General features: G+C 73.6%; 14 protein-coding genes. 9 read left to right on the top strand and 5 right to left on the bottom strand.

What is annotated here, in order from left to right; translation table 11 throughout:
* Positions 1 to 184 precede the first annotated feature (184 nt).
* The 3 genes from IQ279_RS06745 (at position 185) to IQ279_RS06735 (ending at position 3,218) form a co-directional block, all read left to right on the top strand.
* Complete coding sequence (locus IQ279_RS06745) at positions 185 to 1,357, top strand: S8 family peptidase (protein ID WP_206347387.1); 1,173 nt, start codon at positions 185 to 187, stop codon at positions 1,355 to 1,357.
* A gap of 251 nt (positions 1,358 to 1,608) precedes the next feature.
* Positions 1,609 to 2,583: an SCO4651 family lipoprotein gene (locus tag IQ279_RS06740; protein WP_206347386.1), complete on the top strand. Its 975-nt coding sequence runs from the start codon at positions 1,609 to 1,611 to the stop codon at positions 2,581 to 2,583.
* Positions 2,580 to 3,218: a tetratricopeptide repeat protein gene (locus tag IQ279_RS06735; RefSeq protein ID WP_206347385.1), complete on the top strand. Its 639-nt coding sequence runs from the start codon at positions 2,580 to 2,582 to the stop codon at positions 3,216 to 3,218. Before IQ279_RS06740 ends, IQ279_RS06735 begins: the two co-directional genes overlap by 4 nt.
* A 76-nt stretch (positions 3,219 to 3,294) precedes the next feature.
* Here IQ279_RS06735 and thiC read toward each other — a convergent pair whose 3' ends face one another.
* Positions 3,295 to 5,076 carry a phosphomethylpyrimidine synthase ThiC gene (thiC, locus tag IQ279_RS06730; RefSeq protein ID WP_206347384.1) on the bottom strand — a complete coding sequence of 594 codons (1,782 nt, stop codon included), beginning with the start codon at positions 5,074 to 5,076 and terminating at the stop codon, positions 3,295 to 3,297.
* A 201-nt stretch (positions 5,077 to 5,277) separates the two neighbouring features.
* Here thiC and IQ279_RS06725 point away from each other — a divergent pair, with 201 nt between their 5' ends.
* Positions 5,278 to 6,798 (top strand): YibE/F family protein, encoded by a 1,521-nt coding sequence (locus IQ279_RS06725; protein ID WP_372445086.1) that lies wholly within the window; start codon positions 5,278 to 5,280, stop codon positions 6,796 to 6,798.
* A gap of 67 nt (positions 6,799 to 6,865) precedes the next feature.
* Here the strand turns inward: IQ279_RS06725 and IQ279_RS06720 are convergent, their stop codons facing one another.
* Complete coding sequence (locus IQ279_RS06720) at positions 6,866 to 7,081, bottom strand: DUF5326 family protein (protein WP_206347383.1); 216 nt, start codon at positions 7,079 to 7,081, stop codon at positions 6,866 to 6,868.
* 207 nt (positions 7,082 to 7,288) lie between these two features.
* Positions 7,289 to 7,606 (bottom strand): cupin domain-containing protein, encoded by a 318-nt coding sequence (locus IQ279_RS06715; protein ID WP_206347382.1) that lies wholly within the window; start codon positions 7,604 to 7,606, stop codon positions 7,289 to 7,291.
* A gap of 57 nt (positions 7,607 to 7,663) precedes the next feature.
* Between IQ279_RS06715 and IQ279_RS06710 the strand changes: the two genes are divergently transcribed.
* From IQ279_RS06710 to IQ279_RS06690, 5 genes are all read left to right on the top strand, one after another.
* Positions 7,664 to 8,041 carry a phage holin family protein gene (locus IQ279_RS06710; RefSeq protein ID WP_206347381.1) on the top strand — a complete coding sequence of 126 codons (378 nt, stop codon included), beginning with the start codon at positions 7,664 to 7,666 and terminating at the stop codon, positions 8,039 to 8,041.
* 74 nt (positions 8,042 to 8,115) lie between these two features.
* On the top strand, positions 8,116 to 8,697 hold the full coding sequence (locus IQ279_RS06705; protein WP_206347380.1) for a low molecular weight protein-tyrosine-phosphatase: 582 nt from the start codon (positions 8,116 to 8,118) through the stop codon (positions 8,695 to 8,697).
* A complete protein-coding gene (locus IQ279_RS06700; protein ID WP_206347379.1) occupies positions 8,694 to 9,650 on the top strand; it encodes a fructosamine kinase family protein in 957 nt (318 codons plus the stop codon). The genes IQ279_RS06705 and IQ279_RS06700 overlap by 4 nt, the downstream gene beginning before the upstream one ends.
* A gap of 63 nt (positions 9,651 to 9,713) precedes the next feature.
* Entirely contained in the window at positions 9,714 to 10,883 is a 1,170-nt protein-coding gene (locus tag IQ279_RS06695; protein ID WP_206347378.1) for a cystathionine gamma-lyase, read from the top strand.
* A 316-nt stretch (positions 10,884 to 11,199) separates the two neighbouring features.
* Complete coding sequence (locus tag IQ279_RS06690; protein WP_206347377.1) at positions 11,200 to 11,754, top strand: NUDIX domain-containing protein; 555 nt, start codon at positions 11,200 to 11,202, stop codon at positions 11,752 to 11,754.
* A 49-nt stretch (positions 11,755 to 11,803) separates the two neighbouring features.
* Here the strand turns inward: IQ279_RS06690 and IQ279_RS06685 are convergent, their stop codons facing one another.
* Both IQ279_RS06685 and IQ279_RS06680 read right to left on the bottom strand, forming a co-directional pair.
* Positions 11,804 to 12,571 (bottom strand): pyridoxamine 5'-phosphate oxidase family protein, encoded by a 768-nt coding sequence (locus IQ279_RS06685; RefSeq protein WP_206347503.1) that lies wholly within the window; start codon positions 12,569 to 12,571, stop codon positions 11,804 to 11,806.
* 403 nt (positions 12,572 to 12,974) lie between these two features.
* Positions 12,975 to 14,351: a globin domain-containing protein gene (locus IQ279_RS06680; RefSeq protein ID WP_241027693.1), complete on the bottom strand. Its 1,377-nt coding sequence runs from the start codon at positions 14,349 to 14,351 to the stop codon at positions 12,975 to 12,977.
* Between the last annotated feature and the right edge of the window lie 398 nt (positions 14,352 to 14,749).

The following is a 14,749-nucleotide window of genomic DNA, read 5'->3' as shown; positions in this document are numbered from 1 at the left end:
GTATCCGGGGCTGGCCGGGTCCGGCCACGCCGGTTCCGACCCGGTCCCCGCACCGGACCGCCGGGCTTAACGTGGCGCCGCGGCACCGGGAACCGGCGGCCGCCGCCGCGTCACGCGGTGTCCCCCCTCAACGTGCCGGCGCGCACCCACAGCGCCGGCCGACCACCGGAAGGTGTGCACCCCCATGAGACGAACGCACCTGGGCGCGCTGCTGCTCGCCATCCCCACCGCGCTGATACCCGCCGTCGCCTCCGCGGCCCCCGCCGCCGACTCCGCGCGCGCCGAGGCACCGCTGGTCAAGGTCGCGCAGGCCCCGGACGCGCTGGCCGTCGAGGGGAACTACATCGTCACCCTGAAGCCCGGCGCCAAGGCCACGAGTCTCGCCGGAGACAGGGACATCAAGACCCGGCACGTCTACTCCGAGGCGCTCAACGGATTCGCCGCGAAGCTGACGGACGGCCAGCTCAAGGCGCTCCAGCGCCACCCCTCCGTCGCGGCGATCGAGGAGGACCGGAAGGTCACCGCCAGCGCCACCCAGTACAGCCCGCCCTGGGGCCTGGACCGGATCGACCAGCGCAACCGCCCGCTCAACGGCGCCTACACGTACAACCGCAACGGTGCCGGGGTGACGGCGTACATCATCGACACCGGCATCGACACCTCGCACCCCGACTTCGGCGGCCGGGCACGCAACGTCTTCGACGCCTTCGGCGGCAACGGCCAGGACTGCCAGGGTCACGGCACCCATGTCGCCGGCACCGTCGGCGGCGCGACGTACGGCGTCGCCAAGGGCGTGGCGCTGCGCGGTGTCCGGGTGCTCAACTGCCAGGGCAGCGGTACCTACTCGGGCATCATCGCCGGTTTCGACTGGGTCCGGCAGAACGCCGTCAAGCCCGCCGTGGCCAACGCCTCCCTGGGCGGCGGCTACTCGTCCGCGGTGAACACGGCCGCCACCAACCTGGCCAACTCCGGCGTCCACCTCTCCGTCGCCGCCGGCAACGAGAACCAGAACGCCTGCAACGTCTCCCCGGCCAGTGCCTCCGGCGTCCTCACCGTGGCCGCCTCGGACAGCTCCGACCGCAAGGCGTCCTTCAGCAACTGGGGCTCCTGCACCGAGCTGTACGCCCCCGGCGTATCCGTCACCTCCACCCGCATGGGCGGCGGCAGCACCGCGCTGAACGGCACGTCGATGGCGTCCCCGCACGCCGCCGGGGTGGCCGCGCTGTACAAGTCCGCGTACGGCGACGCCTCGTCCTCGACCGTCAACAACTGGCTGATCAGCAACGCCACCGCCAACGTGATCAGCGGAAACGTCAGCGGCACGCCCAACCGCCTGCTGTTCAAGAGCACTCTCTGACACACGCTCGGGCCGGCGCGGGCCGGACGGAGGAAGCGCGGGCCGCCCGGTACCGGGCGGCCCGCGGCGGCACCCCGGGTGCGGGGAGGTCCCGGGCATCCGCCCGGGACCTCCCCGCACGATCGCGCCGACCCCACCTCTCCACAAGGCGATTGGCCTGAACCGATCGGTTCGGGACGATTGCCGGGACTGCCCCGGGAAACGCGTAGCGCATCGGACGACGACCCCTTCACGGGAGCGGAGGAGACACGATGGCGCGCGTGTCACGCGGGACCAGGACGGGTGTGGTGGCGGCGGCCGGACTGCTGGCCGGTACGACGCTGATCGGCGGCTGCGGCGGACAGGAGACCGGGCCCGAGGCCGAGACCGGCACCGCCACCGGCACCGAGGCCGAGCGGGATGCGGGGACCGGAGGTGGGGACGGCGGGGACGGCGGGGACGGCGGGGAAGCCGACGAAGCGGCCGCCGAGGTCGTACGGACCGCGCACGAGAAGACGGTCGCGGCCGAGACCGCGAGGATGACGCTGAAGGTGCGCGCCGCCATGGGCGGGCAGCAGCAGACCCTCACCGGCGACGGCACCGTCGACCTGGCCGACGGCACGAGCGACCTGACCGTCGAGGCGGGCGGCGGCGAGCGGATCGAGCAGCGGGTGGTGGACGAGACCCTCTACCAGCGGCTGCCGGACCAGGCGCGGGAGCAGCTCGGTGTGGGCAAGCCGTGGATCAGCGTCGACCTGCGGGAACTCGCCGGAAGCGACGGCACCGTGGGCGGCGTGCGCGTCAACGACCCCGTCCAGGGCCTCGACTACGCCCGGACCCTGGACGACGACGCCACCCGCGTCGGCACCGAGGAGATCGGCGGGGTGGAGACCACCCACTACCGCGTGAACGTCGACGTGGACGAACTCGCCGACGGGGACACGGCCGAGGCCGAGCGCCTGCGGCAGCAGCTCGGCGACTCCCTGCCGATGCATCTGTGGCTCGACGACCAGGACCGCATCCGCCGCCAGCAGTTCGAGATCCCCCTCGACGGCGAGGCGGCACGGTCGAACTCCCGGGCCCGGTCCCAGCCGCCGTCGCGGGAGGCGAGCGAGGCGAAGATCCGCACCGTCATCGAGTTCAGCGACTTCGGCACCGAGGTCGAGGTCTCCCCGCCTCCTGCCGAGAAGACCGAGGACGTCACCGGCAAGCTCGCCCGGCGGGCCGAAGGCTCCTCGCACGGATGAACCGAACGGGTGATTCCCCCGGCCGCCGACGAGTTCCGCCGGCGGCCGGCGTCATACCTCCGCAGACGCCCCCGACCGCAGGGACCGACGGGATCCTTGGGAACCGGCGGGGCACGAGGAGGACGGATGGAGAACACGACCGCAAGCGGCGCCGGGCCGGTGACCGATCTGGACCCCCGGTACAGCGGCGATGGCGCGGTCCCGACCCCCTGGCCTCCGCCCACGACGCACTCGGCCGCGAGGAGGAGGCCGCCGGCCTCTACCGCCGGGCCCTCGCGGCCGGCCTGCCCGGCGGGCGGCGCCGACGTGCGGTGATCCAACTGGCCAGCACCCTGCGCAACCTGGGCCGGACGGAGGAGAGCGTCACACTGCTGACGGCCGAACGGGACCTGCGCTCCGATGAGTTGGACGACGCGGTCGCCGCTTTCCTCTCCCTGGCTCTCGCCGACGCCGGACGGGAGCGGGAGGCGGTGGCCCTCGCCCTCACCGCCCTCGTCCCCCACCTGCCGGAGTACCGCCGCTCGCTGACGCACTACGCCCGCGCCCGCGCCGACGGGGGGACGGCCTCTGACACGGTCCGGAGCGCCGTGCCGGGGCCACTGAGCGCACACCCCCGGGCCGCCTCCGGCTCGTGACCCCACGGGCCGGAGGCGGCGGACGGTCCACCGCGGACGCCCGATGCCGGCCGGGACCGGCCAGGACCAGCCGGAGTCAGTCCGCCAGCGGCAGATAGACGCGGTTGCCGCTCGCCGCGAACTCCTCGGACTTCCGCCTCATGCCCTCCTCCGGGTCCAGGGCGAGGTCGCCGCCGTGTTCGCGGCGGATGTCCTGGGATATCTTCATCGAACAGAATTTCGGACCGCACATCGAGCAGAAGTGCGCCGTCTTCGCCGGTTCGGCCGGGAGCGTCTCGTCGTGGAAGGCGCGGGCCGTGTCCGGGTCGAGGGCCAGGTTGAACTGGTCCTCCCAGCGGAACTCGAAGCGGGCGTCGGACAGGGCGTCGTCCCACTCCTGGGCGCCGGGATGGCCCTTGGCCAGATCGGCGGCGTGGGCGGCGATCTTGTACGTGATCACGCCCGTCTTCACGTCGTCGCGGTCCGGCAGGCCCAGGTGCTCCTTGGGCGTGACGTAGCAGAGCATCGCCGTGCCCCACCAGGCGATCATCGCCGCGCCGATGCCGGAGGTGATGTGGTCGTACGCCGGGGCGATGTCGGTGGTGAGCGGGCCGAGGGTGTAGAAGGGCGCCTCGTCGCAGATCTCCTGCTGGAGGTCGACGTTCTCCTTGATCTTGTGCATCGGGACGTGCCCGGGGCCCTCGATCATCGTCTGCACGTCGTGGGACTTGGCGATCCGGTTCAGCTCGCCCAGCGTGCGCAGTTCGGCGAACTGCGCCTCGTCGTTGGCGTCCGCGATGGAGCCCGGGCGCAGTCCGTCGCCGAGGGAGAAGGTGACGTCGTAGGCGCGCAGGATCTCGCAGAGCTCCTCGAAGTGGGTGTAGAGGAAGCTCTCCTTGTGGTGGGCCAGGCACCAGGCGGCCATGATCGAGCCGCCGCGCGAGACGATGCCCGTCTTGCGGCGGGCGGTCAGCGGGACGTAGCGCAGCAGGACGCCGGCGTGGACGGTCATGTAGTCCACGCCCTGCTCGCACTGCTCGATGACGGTGTCCTTGTAGATCTCCCAGGTCAGCTCCTCGGCCTTGCCGTCGACCTTCTCCAGCGCCTGGTAGAGGGGGACGGTGCCGATGGGGACGGGGGAGTTGCGCAGCACCCACTCGCGGGTGGTGTGGATGTTGCGGCCGGTGGAGAGGTCCATGACGGTGTCGGCGCCCCAGCGGGTGGCCCACGTCATCTTCTCCACCTCCTCCTCGATGGAGGAGGTGACGGCGGAGTTGCCGATGTTGGCGTTGACCTTCACCAGGAAGTTCTTGCCGATGATCATCGGCTCGGTCTCCGGGTGGTTGACGTTCGCCGGGAGGACGGCACGGCCCGCGGCGATCTCGTCGCGCACGTGCTCCGGCGAGCAGCCCTCGCGGACGGCCACGAACTCCATCTCGGGGGTGATCTCGCCCCGCTTGGCGTACGCGAGCTGTGTGACGGCGGTGGTGGCGCCGCGTCCCCGGCGCGGCAGGCGGGGGCGGCCGGGGAAGACGGCGTCCAGGTTGCGCAGCCCGCCGCGCGGCGAGGTGTGCCTGAGGCCGTCGTCCTCGGGCCGCACCTCGCGGCCCGGGTACTCCTCGGTGTCCCCTCTGGCGATGATCCAGTTCTCCCGCAGCGGCGCCAGGCCGCGGCGGACGTCGGTGTCGATGTTCGGATCGGTGTACGGGCCGGACGTGTCGTACAGCGTCACGTCGCGGCCGTTGGTCAGGTGCACTCGGCGGACGGGCACCCGGATGTCGGGGCGCGAACCGCTCAGATAGCCCTTGTGCCAGCCGGTCGCGCGCTCCTCGGCGCTCCCGGAGGCGTTTTCGGGCGTGCGTGCGTCCTGCGTGGTCATGAGACCCAACTCCCTACGCCGGCATTACCCGGTAACAGGTTCGGCGGTCGACGCAGCCGTTTCCGTGGATGTCCACGGAGGTCAGCGCCCTCTCAGCCCCGTGCTCGGAGCTCCCGCGATGTGCAAAAGCGCCCCCCACGCTAACGGCTGACACCGGGAGCGCGCCAGGGTGCCCGGTGCCGCGCCTGCGATGATCGGACCGTGGACTCCTCCTCCCCGCTCCCCCCGCCGTCCCGTCCCCCGGTTCCCCCGCGGGTGCCGCCGGCCCCGCCCTCCGCCCCGCCGCCCAGGCGTCCGCCGCCCGGTCACGGGCATACGCCGCACGGGCACTCGCACGGGCACGGCCACTCGCACGGGCCGCCCGCCCCCGTCTCGGCGCGGCTGCGCAAGGTGGTCGCGGCGGTGCTGGTCCCGTTCGCCGTCGCGGTGCTCGCCGGGCTGGTCGTGCTGTGGCCGGGCGGCGCGCCCGAGGGGGAGGGCTCGCCCAGCGGTGTCGGCTTCGACCGGCAGACGCTCGGCGCCCGGGTCACCGCGGTCGAGGAGGTCGACTGCGAGGAGGTGGGCGCCGCCCGGCCGCCCGGCGGCGTGGGGGGCGCCGACGGAGGCGGTGGGGGCGCAGGAGGCGCGCAGGAGGGCGGAAGCGGGGGTCCGGGCGCTCTCCCGGAGGGCTCCGGAGAAGGTTCCGGGAAGGACACCGGGGAGGACACCGGGGAGGGCGCCTGTCTGCGGGCCACCGTCGAGGTCGCCGAGGGGAAGGACGCGGGCCACACCTTCCCGGAGATCGTCACCCCGGACGCCACGCGCCGGCTGAGCCCCGGTCAGGACGTGGTAGTGGCGTACGCGCCCGACGCGCCGCGCGAGTTCCAGTACAGCGTGGTGGACGTGGCGCGCGGGGTGCCCATGGTGGTGCTGGCGGGCGTCTTCGCGCTGGCGGTCGTAGTCGTCGGGCGGCTGCGCGGGGTGCTGGCGCTGGTGGGGCTGGCGGTCAGCTTCGGGGTGCTGACGCTGTTCATCCTGCCCGCGATCCTCCAGGGCTCCAACCCGCTGCTGGTGGCGGTGGTGGGCGGCAGCGCGATCATGCTGGCCACGCTGTACCTGTGCCACGGCGTCAACGCCCGTACCTCCGTCGCCGTCCTGGGCACCCTGGTGTCGCTGCTGCTGATCGGTCTGCTGGGCTCGGCGTTCATCGGCTGGGCCGCGCTGACGGGCAACACCGACGACCAGACAGGGCTGGTGCACGGCCTCTACCCGGACATCGAGATCCGCGGCCTGCTGCTGGCCGGTGTGCTGATCGGTTCGCTGGGCGTGCTGGACGACGTGACGGTGACGCAGACCTCGGCGGTGTGGGAGCTGCGTCAGGCCGACCCGTCGGCCGGGTGGCGCAGGCTCTACGGCGCGGCGATGCGCATCGGGCGCGACCACATCGCGTCGGTGGTGAACACGCTGGTGCTGGCGTACGCGGGGGCCGCGCTGCCGCTGCTGCTGCTGTTCTCGATAGCGGAGAGCGGAATGGGCCAGGTGGCCACCAGCGAGCTGGTGGCGGAGGAGATCGTGCGGACGCTGATCGGCTCGATCGGCCTGGTCGCCTCGGTCCCGGTGACCACGGCGCTGGCGGCCCTGGTGGCGGTCGCCGACCGCGAGGGGGCGTCCGGCGGCGGGGAGGCCGCGGCCGGGCCCGGGCGCTCCCGGGGCCGGGGAGGCAGGCGGCGGGCACGGCGCTGAGCCGCGCCCGGGACGCCCGGGATACCCGGGGCCCGGCGCGGAACGGGCCGGGTGCCCGGCGGGGGCGTCAGCCCCCCGAGGAGGATCCGGAAGAGGTGAACTTCCGCACCAGGTAGACCAGTGCGCCGACCAGCGCCACGAACAGCAGGACCTTGAAGAGCAGCTTCACGACGAAGCCGACGACGGCGAAGATCAGGCCGCCGAAGACGAAGAGCGCGATGAGCGGGATCGCGACCCACTTCACCCACCACGGCAGCGCCGCGAAGGTCTCCTTGAGATCCATGACCGTGTACCCGCTTCCTGAAGTCTTCGGCCACCGGGAGGGCCCGGTGGCCGGGTGCGTCCGGTGCTTCCGCCTCCGATGCTAGGCGGGCGGGCCCCGCGCCGGGACGCCGCGGGCCCGGGTCCTTCCCTGACCGGACCCCTAGGGCGGCCGGGGCGGCGCCCCGGGCCGGGCCCGGACGACCCGGTCAGCGCACGGACGGCCCGGTCAGCCCTCGGGGGGAGAGAAGACGACCAGGACCCGCAGGTCCTCGGTGATGTGGTGGAACCTGTGCGGCACACCGGCCGGCACGTAGACCACGCTGCCGCGCGCGACCGGGGTGGTCTCGTCCCCGACGGTGATCAGCGCCCGGCCGCTGGCGACGAAGTACACCTCGTCCTGCCGGTGCGGCTGCTGCGGGTCGGGCGAGCCCCGGTCCAGGGCGTACAGGCCGACGGACATGTTCCTCTCGCGCAGGAACTGCAGGTACGCGCCGTCGTTGGCGGCCCGCTCCGCCTCCAGCTCCTCCAGCCGGAACGCCTTCATGACTCCTCGACCCCTCACCGGTAGGCGACCGTCCCCGTTTCTGGAACGATCTCGGGCATGGTGAATTTCCTTGTCAGAACGATCGCCAACGCGGTGGCCCTGGCCGTCGCCGTCTGGCTGCTGGACGACATCACGCTCACGGGTGAAGACACCGCGGGCAAGACCTTCACGCTGGTCCTCGTCGCGCTGATCTTCGGCGTCGTCAACGCCGTGGTCAAGCCGATCACGAAACTGCTGTCCCTGCCGCTGCTGGTCCTCACGCTCGGCCTGTTCACTCTGGTGATCAACGCGCTGATGCTGATGCTCACCTCCTGGCTGGCCGAGCAGTTCGACCTGGCCTTCCGTGTGGACGGCTTCTGGACGGCGGTGCTCGGCGCCCTGGTGATCTCCATCGTGTCGTGGGCGGTGAGCATGGTGCTGCCCGACGGCGACTGACCGCCGTGCGGAGAAGGACGAAGGACGGGGGCCGGGGGCCGGGGAGGCCCGGGGCATCGCCGATGATGGAGGGCATGCGCACCTCCGGCCCCGACACTCCCGGCGCCCCCGGCGGCGCCCGTACGCCCTACCGCGTCTGTTTCGTCTGCACCGGCAACATCTGCCGCTCCCCCATGGCCGAGGCCGTCTTCCGCGCCCATGCGGAGCGGGCCGGCCTGGCGGAGCTGGTGGAGGCGAGCAGCGCGGGGACGAGCGGCTGGCACGCCGGCGACGGCGCCGACTCGCGCACCGTCGCGGTGCTGACGGCCGCCGGATACGCGCACGAGCACGTGGCGCGGCAGTTCCGGCGCGACTGGTTCGAGCGCCTTGATCTGGTGATCGCCCTGGACGAGGGGCATCTGCGGGACCTTCGGAGGCTGGCGCCCGGTCCCGGGCACACGCGCAAGATCCGGCTGCTGCGGTCGTACGCCCCCGGCGCCGGCTCGTGCGACCTGGACGTGCCCGACCCGTACTACGGCGGGCCGGAGGGTTTCGAGGAGTGCCTGGCCCTGGTCGAGGAGGCCGTGCCGGGTCTGCTGGAGGAGGTGCGGGCCGCTCTCGGCGGGCCGTCGGCCGCGGACGGCGGAACCGGTGACGGCGGGGCGGCGCTGCTGTGACGGACGTCACGGGCGGGCCCGGAAGGTCCGGGGAGGGCGTCGCCGGGCGGGTGGCCGCCCTGACCGGCTCGGCCCCCGGGCCGGCTCGGCCCGTGGGCGGCGGCGACATCTGCGACGCGTACCGGATCGCGCTCGCGGACGGCCGTACCGTCTTCGCCAAGACCCTCGTCGGCGCCCCCCGGGGGTTCTTCGCGGCCGAGGCCGCCGGTCTGGAGCTGCTGCGCTCCACCGGCTCGGTGGCCGTGCCGGAGGTGATCGGCGCCGGGCCGGACATACTGGTGCTGGAGTGGGTCGAGCCGGGCGCGGCGAGCGCCGGGCAGGCCGAGCGACTGGGCCGCGAACTGGCCGCCCTGCACTCCACTCCGGCCCCGGTCTGGGGCGGAACGGACCCCGCTCTCCCCGTCCATCTGGGCTCGGTCCCCCTGCCCTCGCCGCCCGAGCCGCCCTCCGGGGCGGAGGACTGGCCGGTCTTCCACGCCGAGTGGCGGCTGCTGCCCCTGCTGCGGCGGGCGGTGGACGGCGGCGGGATCGGGCCTGGGGACGCCCGGGACGTGGAGCGGCTGTGCGAGGCACTGGCCTCGGGCGGCGCCTCGGGCGGGACGGCGGGCGGCGGGACGGCGGGCGGCGGGACGGCGGGCCCTTCGCAGCCGCCCGCAGTCATCCACGGCGATCTGTGGTCGGGCAACGTCCTGTGGTCCGCCGACGGCCGTGCCCGTCTGATCGACCCGGCCGCGCAGGGCGGCCACCCCGAGACGGACCTGGCGGTGCTGGAGCTGTTCGGCTGCCCGCACCTGGAGCGGCTGCTGGCGGCGTACGAGGAGGTCCGCCCGCTGCCCGGCCACAGGGGGCGCGTGCCGCTGCACCAGCTCCAGCATCTGCTGGTGCACGCCGTCCTCTTCGGCTCCGGCTACGGCGCCCGCTGCGGTGCGGCGGCCCGGGCGGCGCTCGGCTGAGCCGCGCACGTACGCTCGGAGGCGCCGGACGGGCTGGCGGGGGAGAGCGACGAGGAGCGGGACATGACGCGCGAGCGGAACGAGCGGGGCGGCGTCCACGGGAACGGGAACGGGAACGGGACGCGGGTGGTGCGGGCCGGGCTGCCCGAGGAGGAGCTATACGCGCCGCCGCTGCCGGGGCCGGTGCTGGCCGCCCACTTCCACCTGCCCGGGGACCCGGCGCAAGCCCCCTACTCCTACGGCCGCGACGGCAACCCCACCTGGACGGGCCTGGAGAGCGCCATCGGCGAGCTGGAGGCCCCGGGCGACGAGACGGCGCGCACGACCGTCTTCGCCTCCGGCATGGCCGCGATCTCCGCGGTGCTGCTGTCGCGGACGCGGCCCGGCGACGTGGTGGTGCTGCCCTCGGACGGCTACAACCTGCTCGTTCCGATGCGCGAGCGGCTGGAGGGCTGGGGGGTGGAGGTGCGTACCGCGCCCACCGGCGGCGACGCACAGCTCGACGCCCTGGACGGGGCGGCGCTGCTGTGGATCGAGTCCCCCTCCAACCCCGGCCTTGACGTGTGCGACATCCGCCGCCTGGCCGACGCCGCCCACGAGCGCGGCGCGCTGGTCGCCGTGGACAACACCCTGGCCACCCCGCTGGGCCAGCGGCCGCTGGAGCTGGGCGCCGACTACGCGGTGGCCAGCGGCACCAAGGCGCTGACCGGACACGGTGACGTACTGCTGGGCTATGTGACGTGCCGGGATCCGGAGCTGACGGCGTCGGTGCGGCTGTGGCGCAAGACAGTCGGGGCGATCCCCGGGCCGGTGGAGGCGTGGCTGGCGCACCGCTCCCTGGCCACGCTGGAGCTGCGCACCGCGCGGCAGGCCGAGAACGCACTCGCCGTCGCCGGGGCGCTGCGCGAGCGGCCGGAGGTGAGCGGTGTACGGCACCCGGGGCTGGCGGACGACCCGGCGCACCCGGTGGCGGCGCGGCAGATGCGGCGCTTCGGCTGCGTGGTCTCCTTCACACTGCCGGACAAGGGGTTCGCCGAGCGGTTCCTGGCCGCGCTGCGGCTGGTGGACGACGCGACGAGCTTCGGCGGGGTTCGCTCCACAGCCGAGCGGCGCGGCCGGTGGGGCGGGGACGCGGTGCCGGAGGGCTTCGTGCGGATGTCGGTGGGTGTGGAGGACGCGGCCGACCTGGTCGCCGACATCCGGGCGGCGCTGGACGAAGCCGGGCGCGGCTGACGTACGGGGCCGGTCGACGTACGGGGGTGCTGGCGTACGGGGCGGCGCGAAGGAGTGTGGAGGGGCTCGGCCGGGTTCCGTGGGATCCGGTAGGGGCGCGGGGCGGCTTGAAACTCCCCCCTCATGCCCCAAGCCGCCCCGTGCGACGCGCGTAAACAGCGCATGGTCAAGGTTAGTTGACCGAGCGTTATTGTCCAGTCGTCATATCGGCGCTCGCCCGCGGTCCCGCCCGCGACCGCTTCCGCCGCCCCACCCGCCTTCCCGTCCTCTGCGCCCGGAAGGTTTCACCGGCCCCCGAGCGGGCCAGACCTCCCCCATGACCGCCGACGCGCGCCCCGTGGTCAAACGCACCGCCCGGGCCATCCTGCTCGATGACGACGAGATGATCCTGATCAAGCGGACCAAGCCCGGCCGCGAGCCGTACTGGATCACTCCGGGCGGCGGTGTCGAGACCGGGGACGCCACCGTCGTCGACGCCCTCCACCGCGAGCTGGACGAGGAGTTGGGGGCGAAGGTGACCGACGTGGTCCCCGCCTTCGTCGACACCGTCCCCTACGACCCGGCCGAGGACGCGGGGGGCGGCGCGGCGGTCGTCGCGCCGCTGGCCGCGGAGGCGGTGGACGCGGCGGAGGGCGCCGCGGGAGGCGCGGTGAAGGTGCAGTTCTTCTTCGTCTGCCGGCTGGCCTCGATGGACCTGTCCCGCCGGCACGGCCCGGAGGTCGAGGAGCCGCGCGGCGAGTACGAGGCCGTCCGCGTCCCCTTCACCCGCGCGGGCATCGCCTCGGTCGAGGTGGTGCCTCCCTCACTGCGCGCCTACCTCGACGCCAACGTCGAGGGCGTGCGCGCCCTGCTGGGCCCGGACCTGGGCTGACACCCCGGGGAGCCACCCCGGCCCCCGGTCCGGGGAAGCCGGGGACCGCTCAGCCGAACCAGCCCCGGAAGGGCGTACGTTCGCCCTCCGCCCGGCGCCGCCGGGCCTTTTCGAGCAACTGCTCGGCGTGGGCACGCCAGGCCGCCGGATCGTCGGAGGGAGGCACATGACCGCCCGGCCCGCCGGATCCGCCGTGCCCGCCCGCGCCATCGCGCTCGCGCGGCGGACGTACGGCCGGGCCGCCGCGACGCCGCGCCTCCTGCACCGTCCCGAAGAAGTCCCCGCCCTTGCGCCGCTGGTCGTCCGTGCCCCAGTCGCGCGGGGTCCCCTTGGGCGCCCGCTGCAGATGCGGGATGTGCTTGGCGCAGTGGATGTAGGCCTCCTCCACCGTCACCCGCACCCACACCAGTGCCCGCCGGCCGGGCACGGAGTCGGACGGCAGGTCCGGGTGGGCCGGACGCAGCTCGGCGTCCTCGACGATCTCGGCGCGGCCGTTTACGTGCAGGCCGATCCGGGCCTGGAGGAAGTCGACCAGCAGGATGCCCAGATGCGGGTTCTCCTGGATGTTGCCGAGACTGGCGTGCACGCCGTTGCCCCGGTACTCGGGGTAGACCAGGGTCCGCTCGTCGATCACGTGCAGGAAGCCGGGCGGACCGGCGCGGAAGGAGTTGTCGCACTCGCCGTGCCGGTCGGCGGTGGCCAGGAAGAACATCTCCTGCCGGCCGATGAACTCCCGCATCCGCTCGTTGAGGTGGCCGAGCATCTGCTCGCCGTAGAAGCGGTCGGCGCGCTCGGTCGTGCCCAGGCGCTGCTGCATCGCGTGCTCGCCGTCGCTGCCGGGGCGTACGGGCTCGGGGCCGGGCTCGGGCTCGGGAGCAGGGTCCGGGGCTGTGGCGGGGGAGGGCGCGGGGAAGGGGGCGGGTGCCGGGGCGAAGCCCGCCGGCGCCGTGCCCTCCGGCTCGTCCACCGCCCATGCCGGGCCTGCCGGACCTGCCGGACCTGCCGGACCTGCCGGACCTGCCGTGTGTGCCGGCCTCGTACCGTCCGGTACGGACACCGTGCGTGCCGGGCGCACCGTCCTGAGCGTCATGGTGGCGTCGACCGCTTCCGTCGCGTCCACGTCGTGGTTCACGTGGTGGTTCCGTCCTGTCTCGCTGTCGCGTCCGCTTCGTCCGTCCGCCGCTCCCGGCCCTCGCGGGAAGCCGCGGGCCCCGCAGGTCTCAACTCCGCAGGGCGACCAGCCCGCCGAGGGAGTCGTGCCGTATCCGGTCGGAGGGGATCCCCACCCTCACGAGTGCGTCCAGACCGCTGCGGATCATCCCCGGCGGACCGGACAGGTAGCCGTCGAAGGCGTGCCACGGCCCGCCCTGCCGCACCGCGTCCGGAAGCCGGCCGGTGATCTCGCCCGACGGCCCCTCGACCACCGGGCGTACCGACAGCCACGACAGCCTCCGCTCCATCTCGCGCAGGGTGTCCAGGTCGTACAGGTCCAGATCGCTGCGGGCGCCGTAGAACACCTCCACCGGGCGGGCGCGGCCGTGCCCGGCGACATCCTCGACCAGCGCCTTGATGGGCGCGATGCCCGTACTGCCGCCCAGGCAGAGCAGGCCGTTGCCGCAGGAGTGGTCCACCGTCATCGAACCGGCCGGCCCGCCCAGCCGCAGCACGTCGCCGGGGCGGGCCCGGTGGACGAGCGCGCGCGAGACCCAGCCCGCGGGCACCGCCTTGACGTGGAAGACCAGCAGCCCGTCCGAGCGCGGGGCGCAGGCCAGGGAGTACTGCCGCCACACCTTCGGCCACCAGGGCGTCTCGACACTGGCGTACTGGCCGGCCAGGAACGGATAGGGCTGGTCGGGCCGGACGGTGACGACGGCGATGTCGGAAGTGCGCATCTCGTGCGCGACCACCTCGGCGTGCCACAGCGCCGGCGCCCTGCGCGCGTCCTCGGCCGCGGCGTCGATCATGATCTGGGAGATGGCGGTGTAGGCGCGCACCCAGGCGGCCTCCGCCTCCTGGCCCCAGGTGCGCGGGGCGTAGCGGGCCAGCGCGTCGATCAGGCACTCGCCGACGGCGGGGTAGTGCCCGGGTTCGGTGCCGTACTTGCGGTGGCCGCGGCCGAGATGGGAGAGGTACTCCACCAGCGCGCGGCGCTCGTCGATCAGTCCGGCGGCGGTGAGCAGCGCCTTGAACAGCCGGTCGCGCTGGGCGTCCATGGCGGCGGGGAACAGCGCGCGCACCCCCGGGTTCCGGGTGAACAGCAGGGCGTAGAAGTACGAGGTGAGAGCTTGCGATACCGGCTCCACCTCGTCCAGGACGCGGCGTATCAGCTCCGCGTCGCGGGAGGGTTCGAACCGTCCGTAGCCGGGGTTGACGGTGAACTCCGGGACCGGGCCGGACGCGGAGGGCGCGGGCCCCGGTGCGGGGCCGGGTGCGGGGCGGGACGGCGGTGCCGTGCGCTCCTCTCCGTGCTTCGGAGCGAACCAGCCCCGGTCACCGCCTCCACCACCTCCACCGACGGTGGGCGGTCCACCGGCCGCGCGCTGGGGAGTTCCGTTGCCCGCCGACGTAGTGGCCATGGTCTGTCTCGCCTCGTACATCTTCCGATCGGTTCGGTCACTTACAGAGCGAAAACCACCTGGGCAGGGCCCCCGTTTCATCGGCCGCGGATATGTGTGAGCGGTGATACGCGGTCTCGACCATACCGGTGCGCGATCGATACACAAGCCCCGGCAGGGCTTCCACCGAATTCCGCGGGCTCCGTCATCCCGTCGAATTGCGCTGCGCCCGCTCCTGGCGCGGTCCCCCCGCACAGACCTGCCGGAAGAGACTCCCCCACCACGCCCACCAGCGGCGATCACCCTGCCACAACTGTCGGTCGCGGCGCGGAAGGCGCGACCGGAGCCCTCTCCCCACAGGATCCGCCACCCCGGATCCGGCACACTCTCCATACGTTATCTTCACTTTTCCGGACACGGTCACAGAAAGCATCGGGGGC

The organism is Streptomyces verrucosisporus, assembly GCF_017114865.1.
In the GTDB taxonomy this organism is placed as follows: Bacteria; Actinomycetota; Actinomycetes; order Streptomycetales; family Streptomycetaceae; genus Streptomyces; species Streptomyces fenghuangensis.
This window is presented reverse-complemented; position numbering and strand designations above follow the sequence as displayed.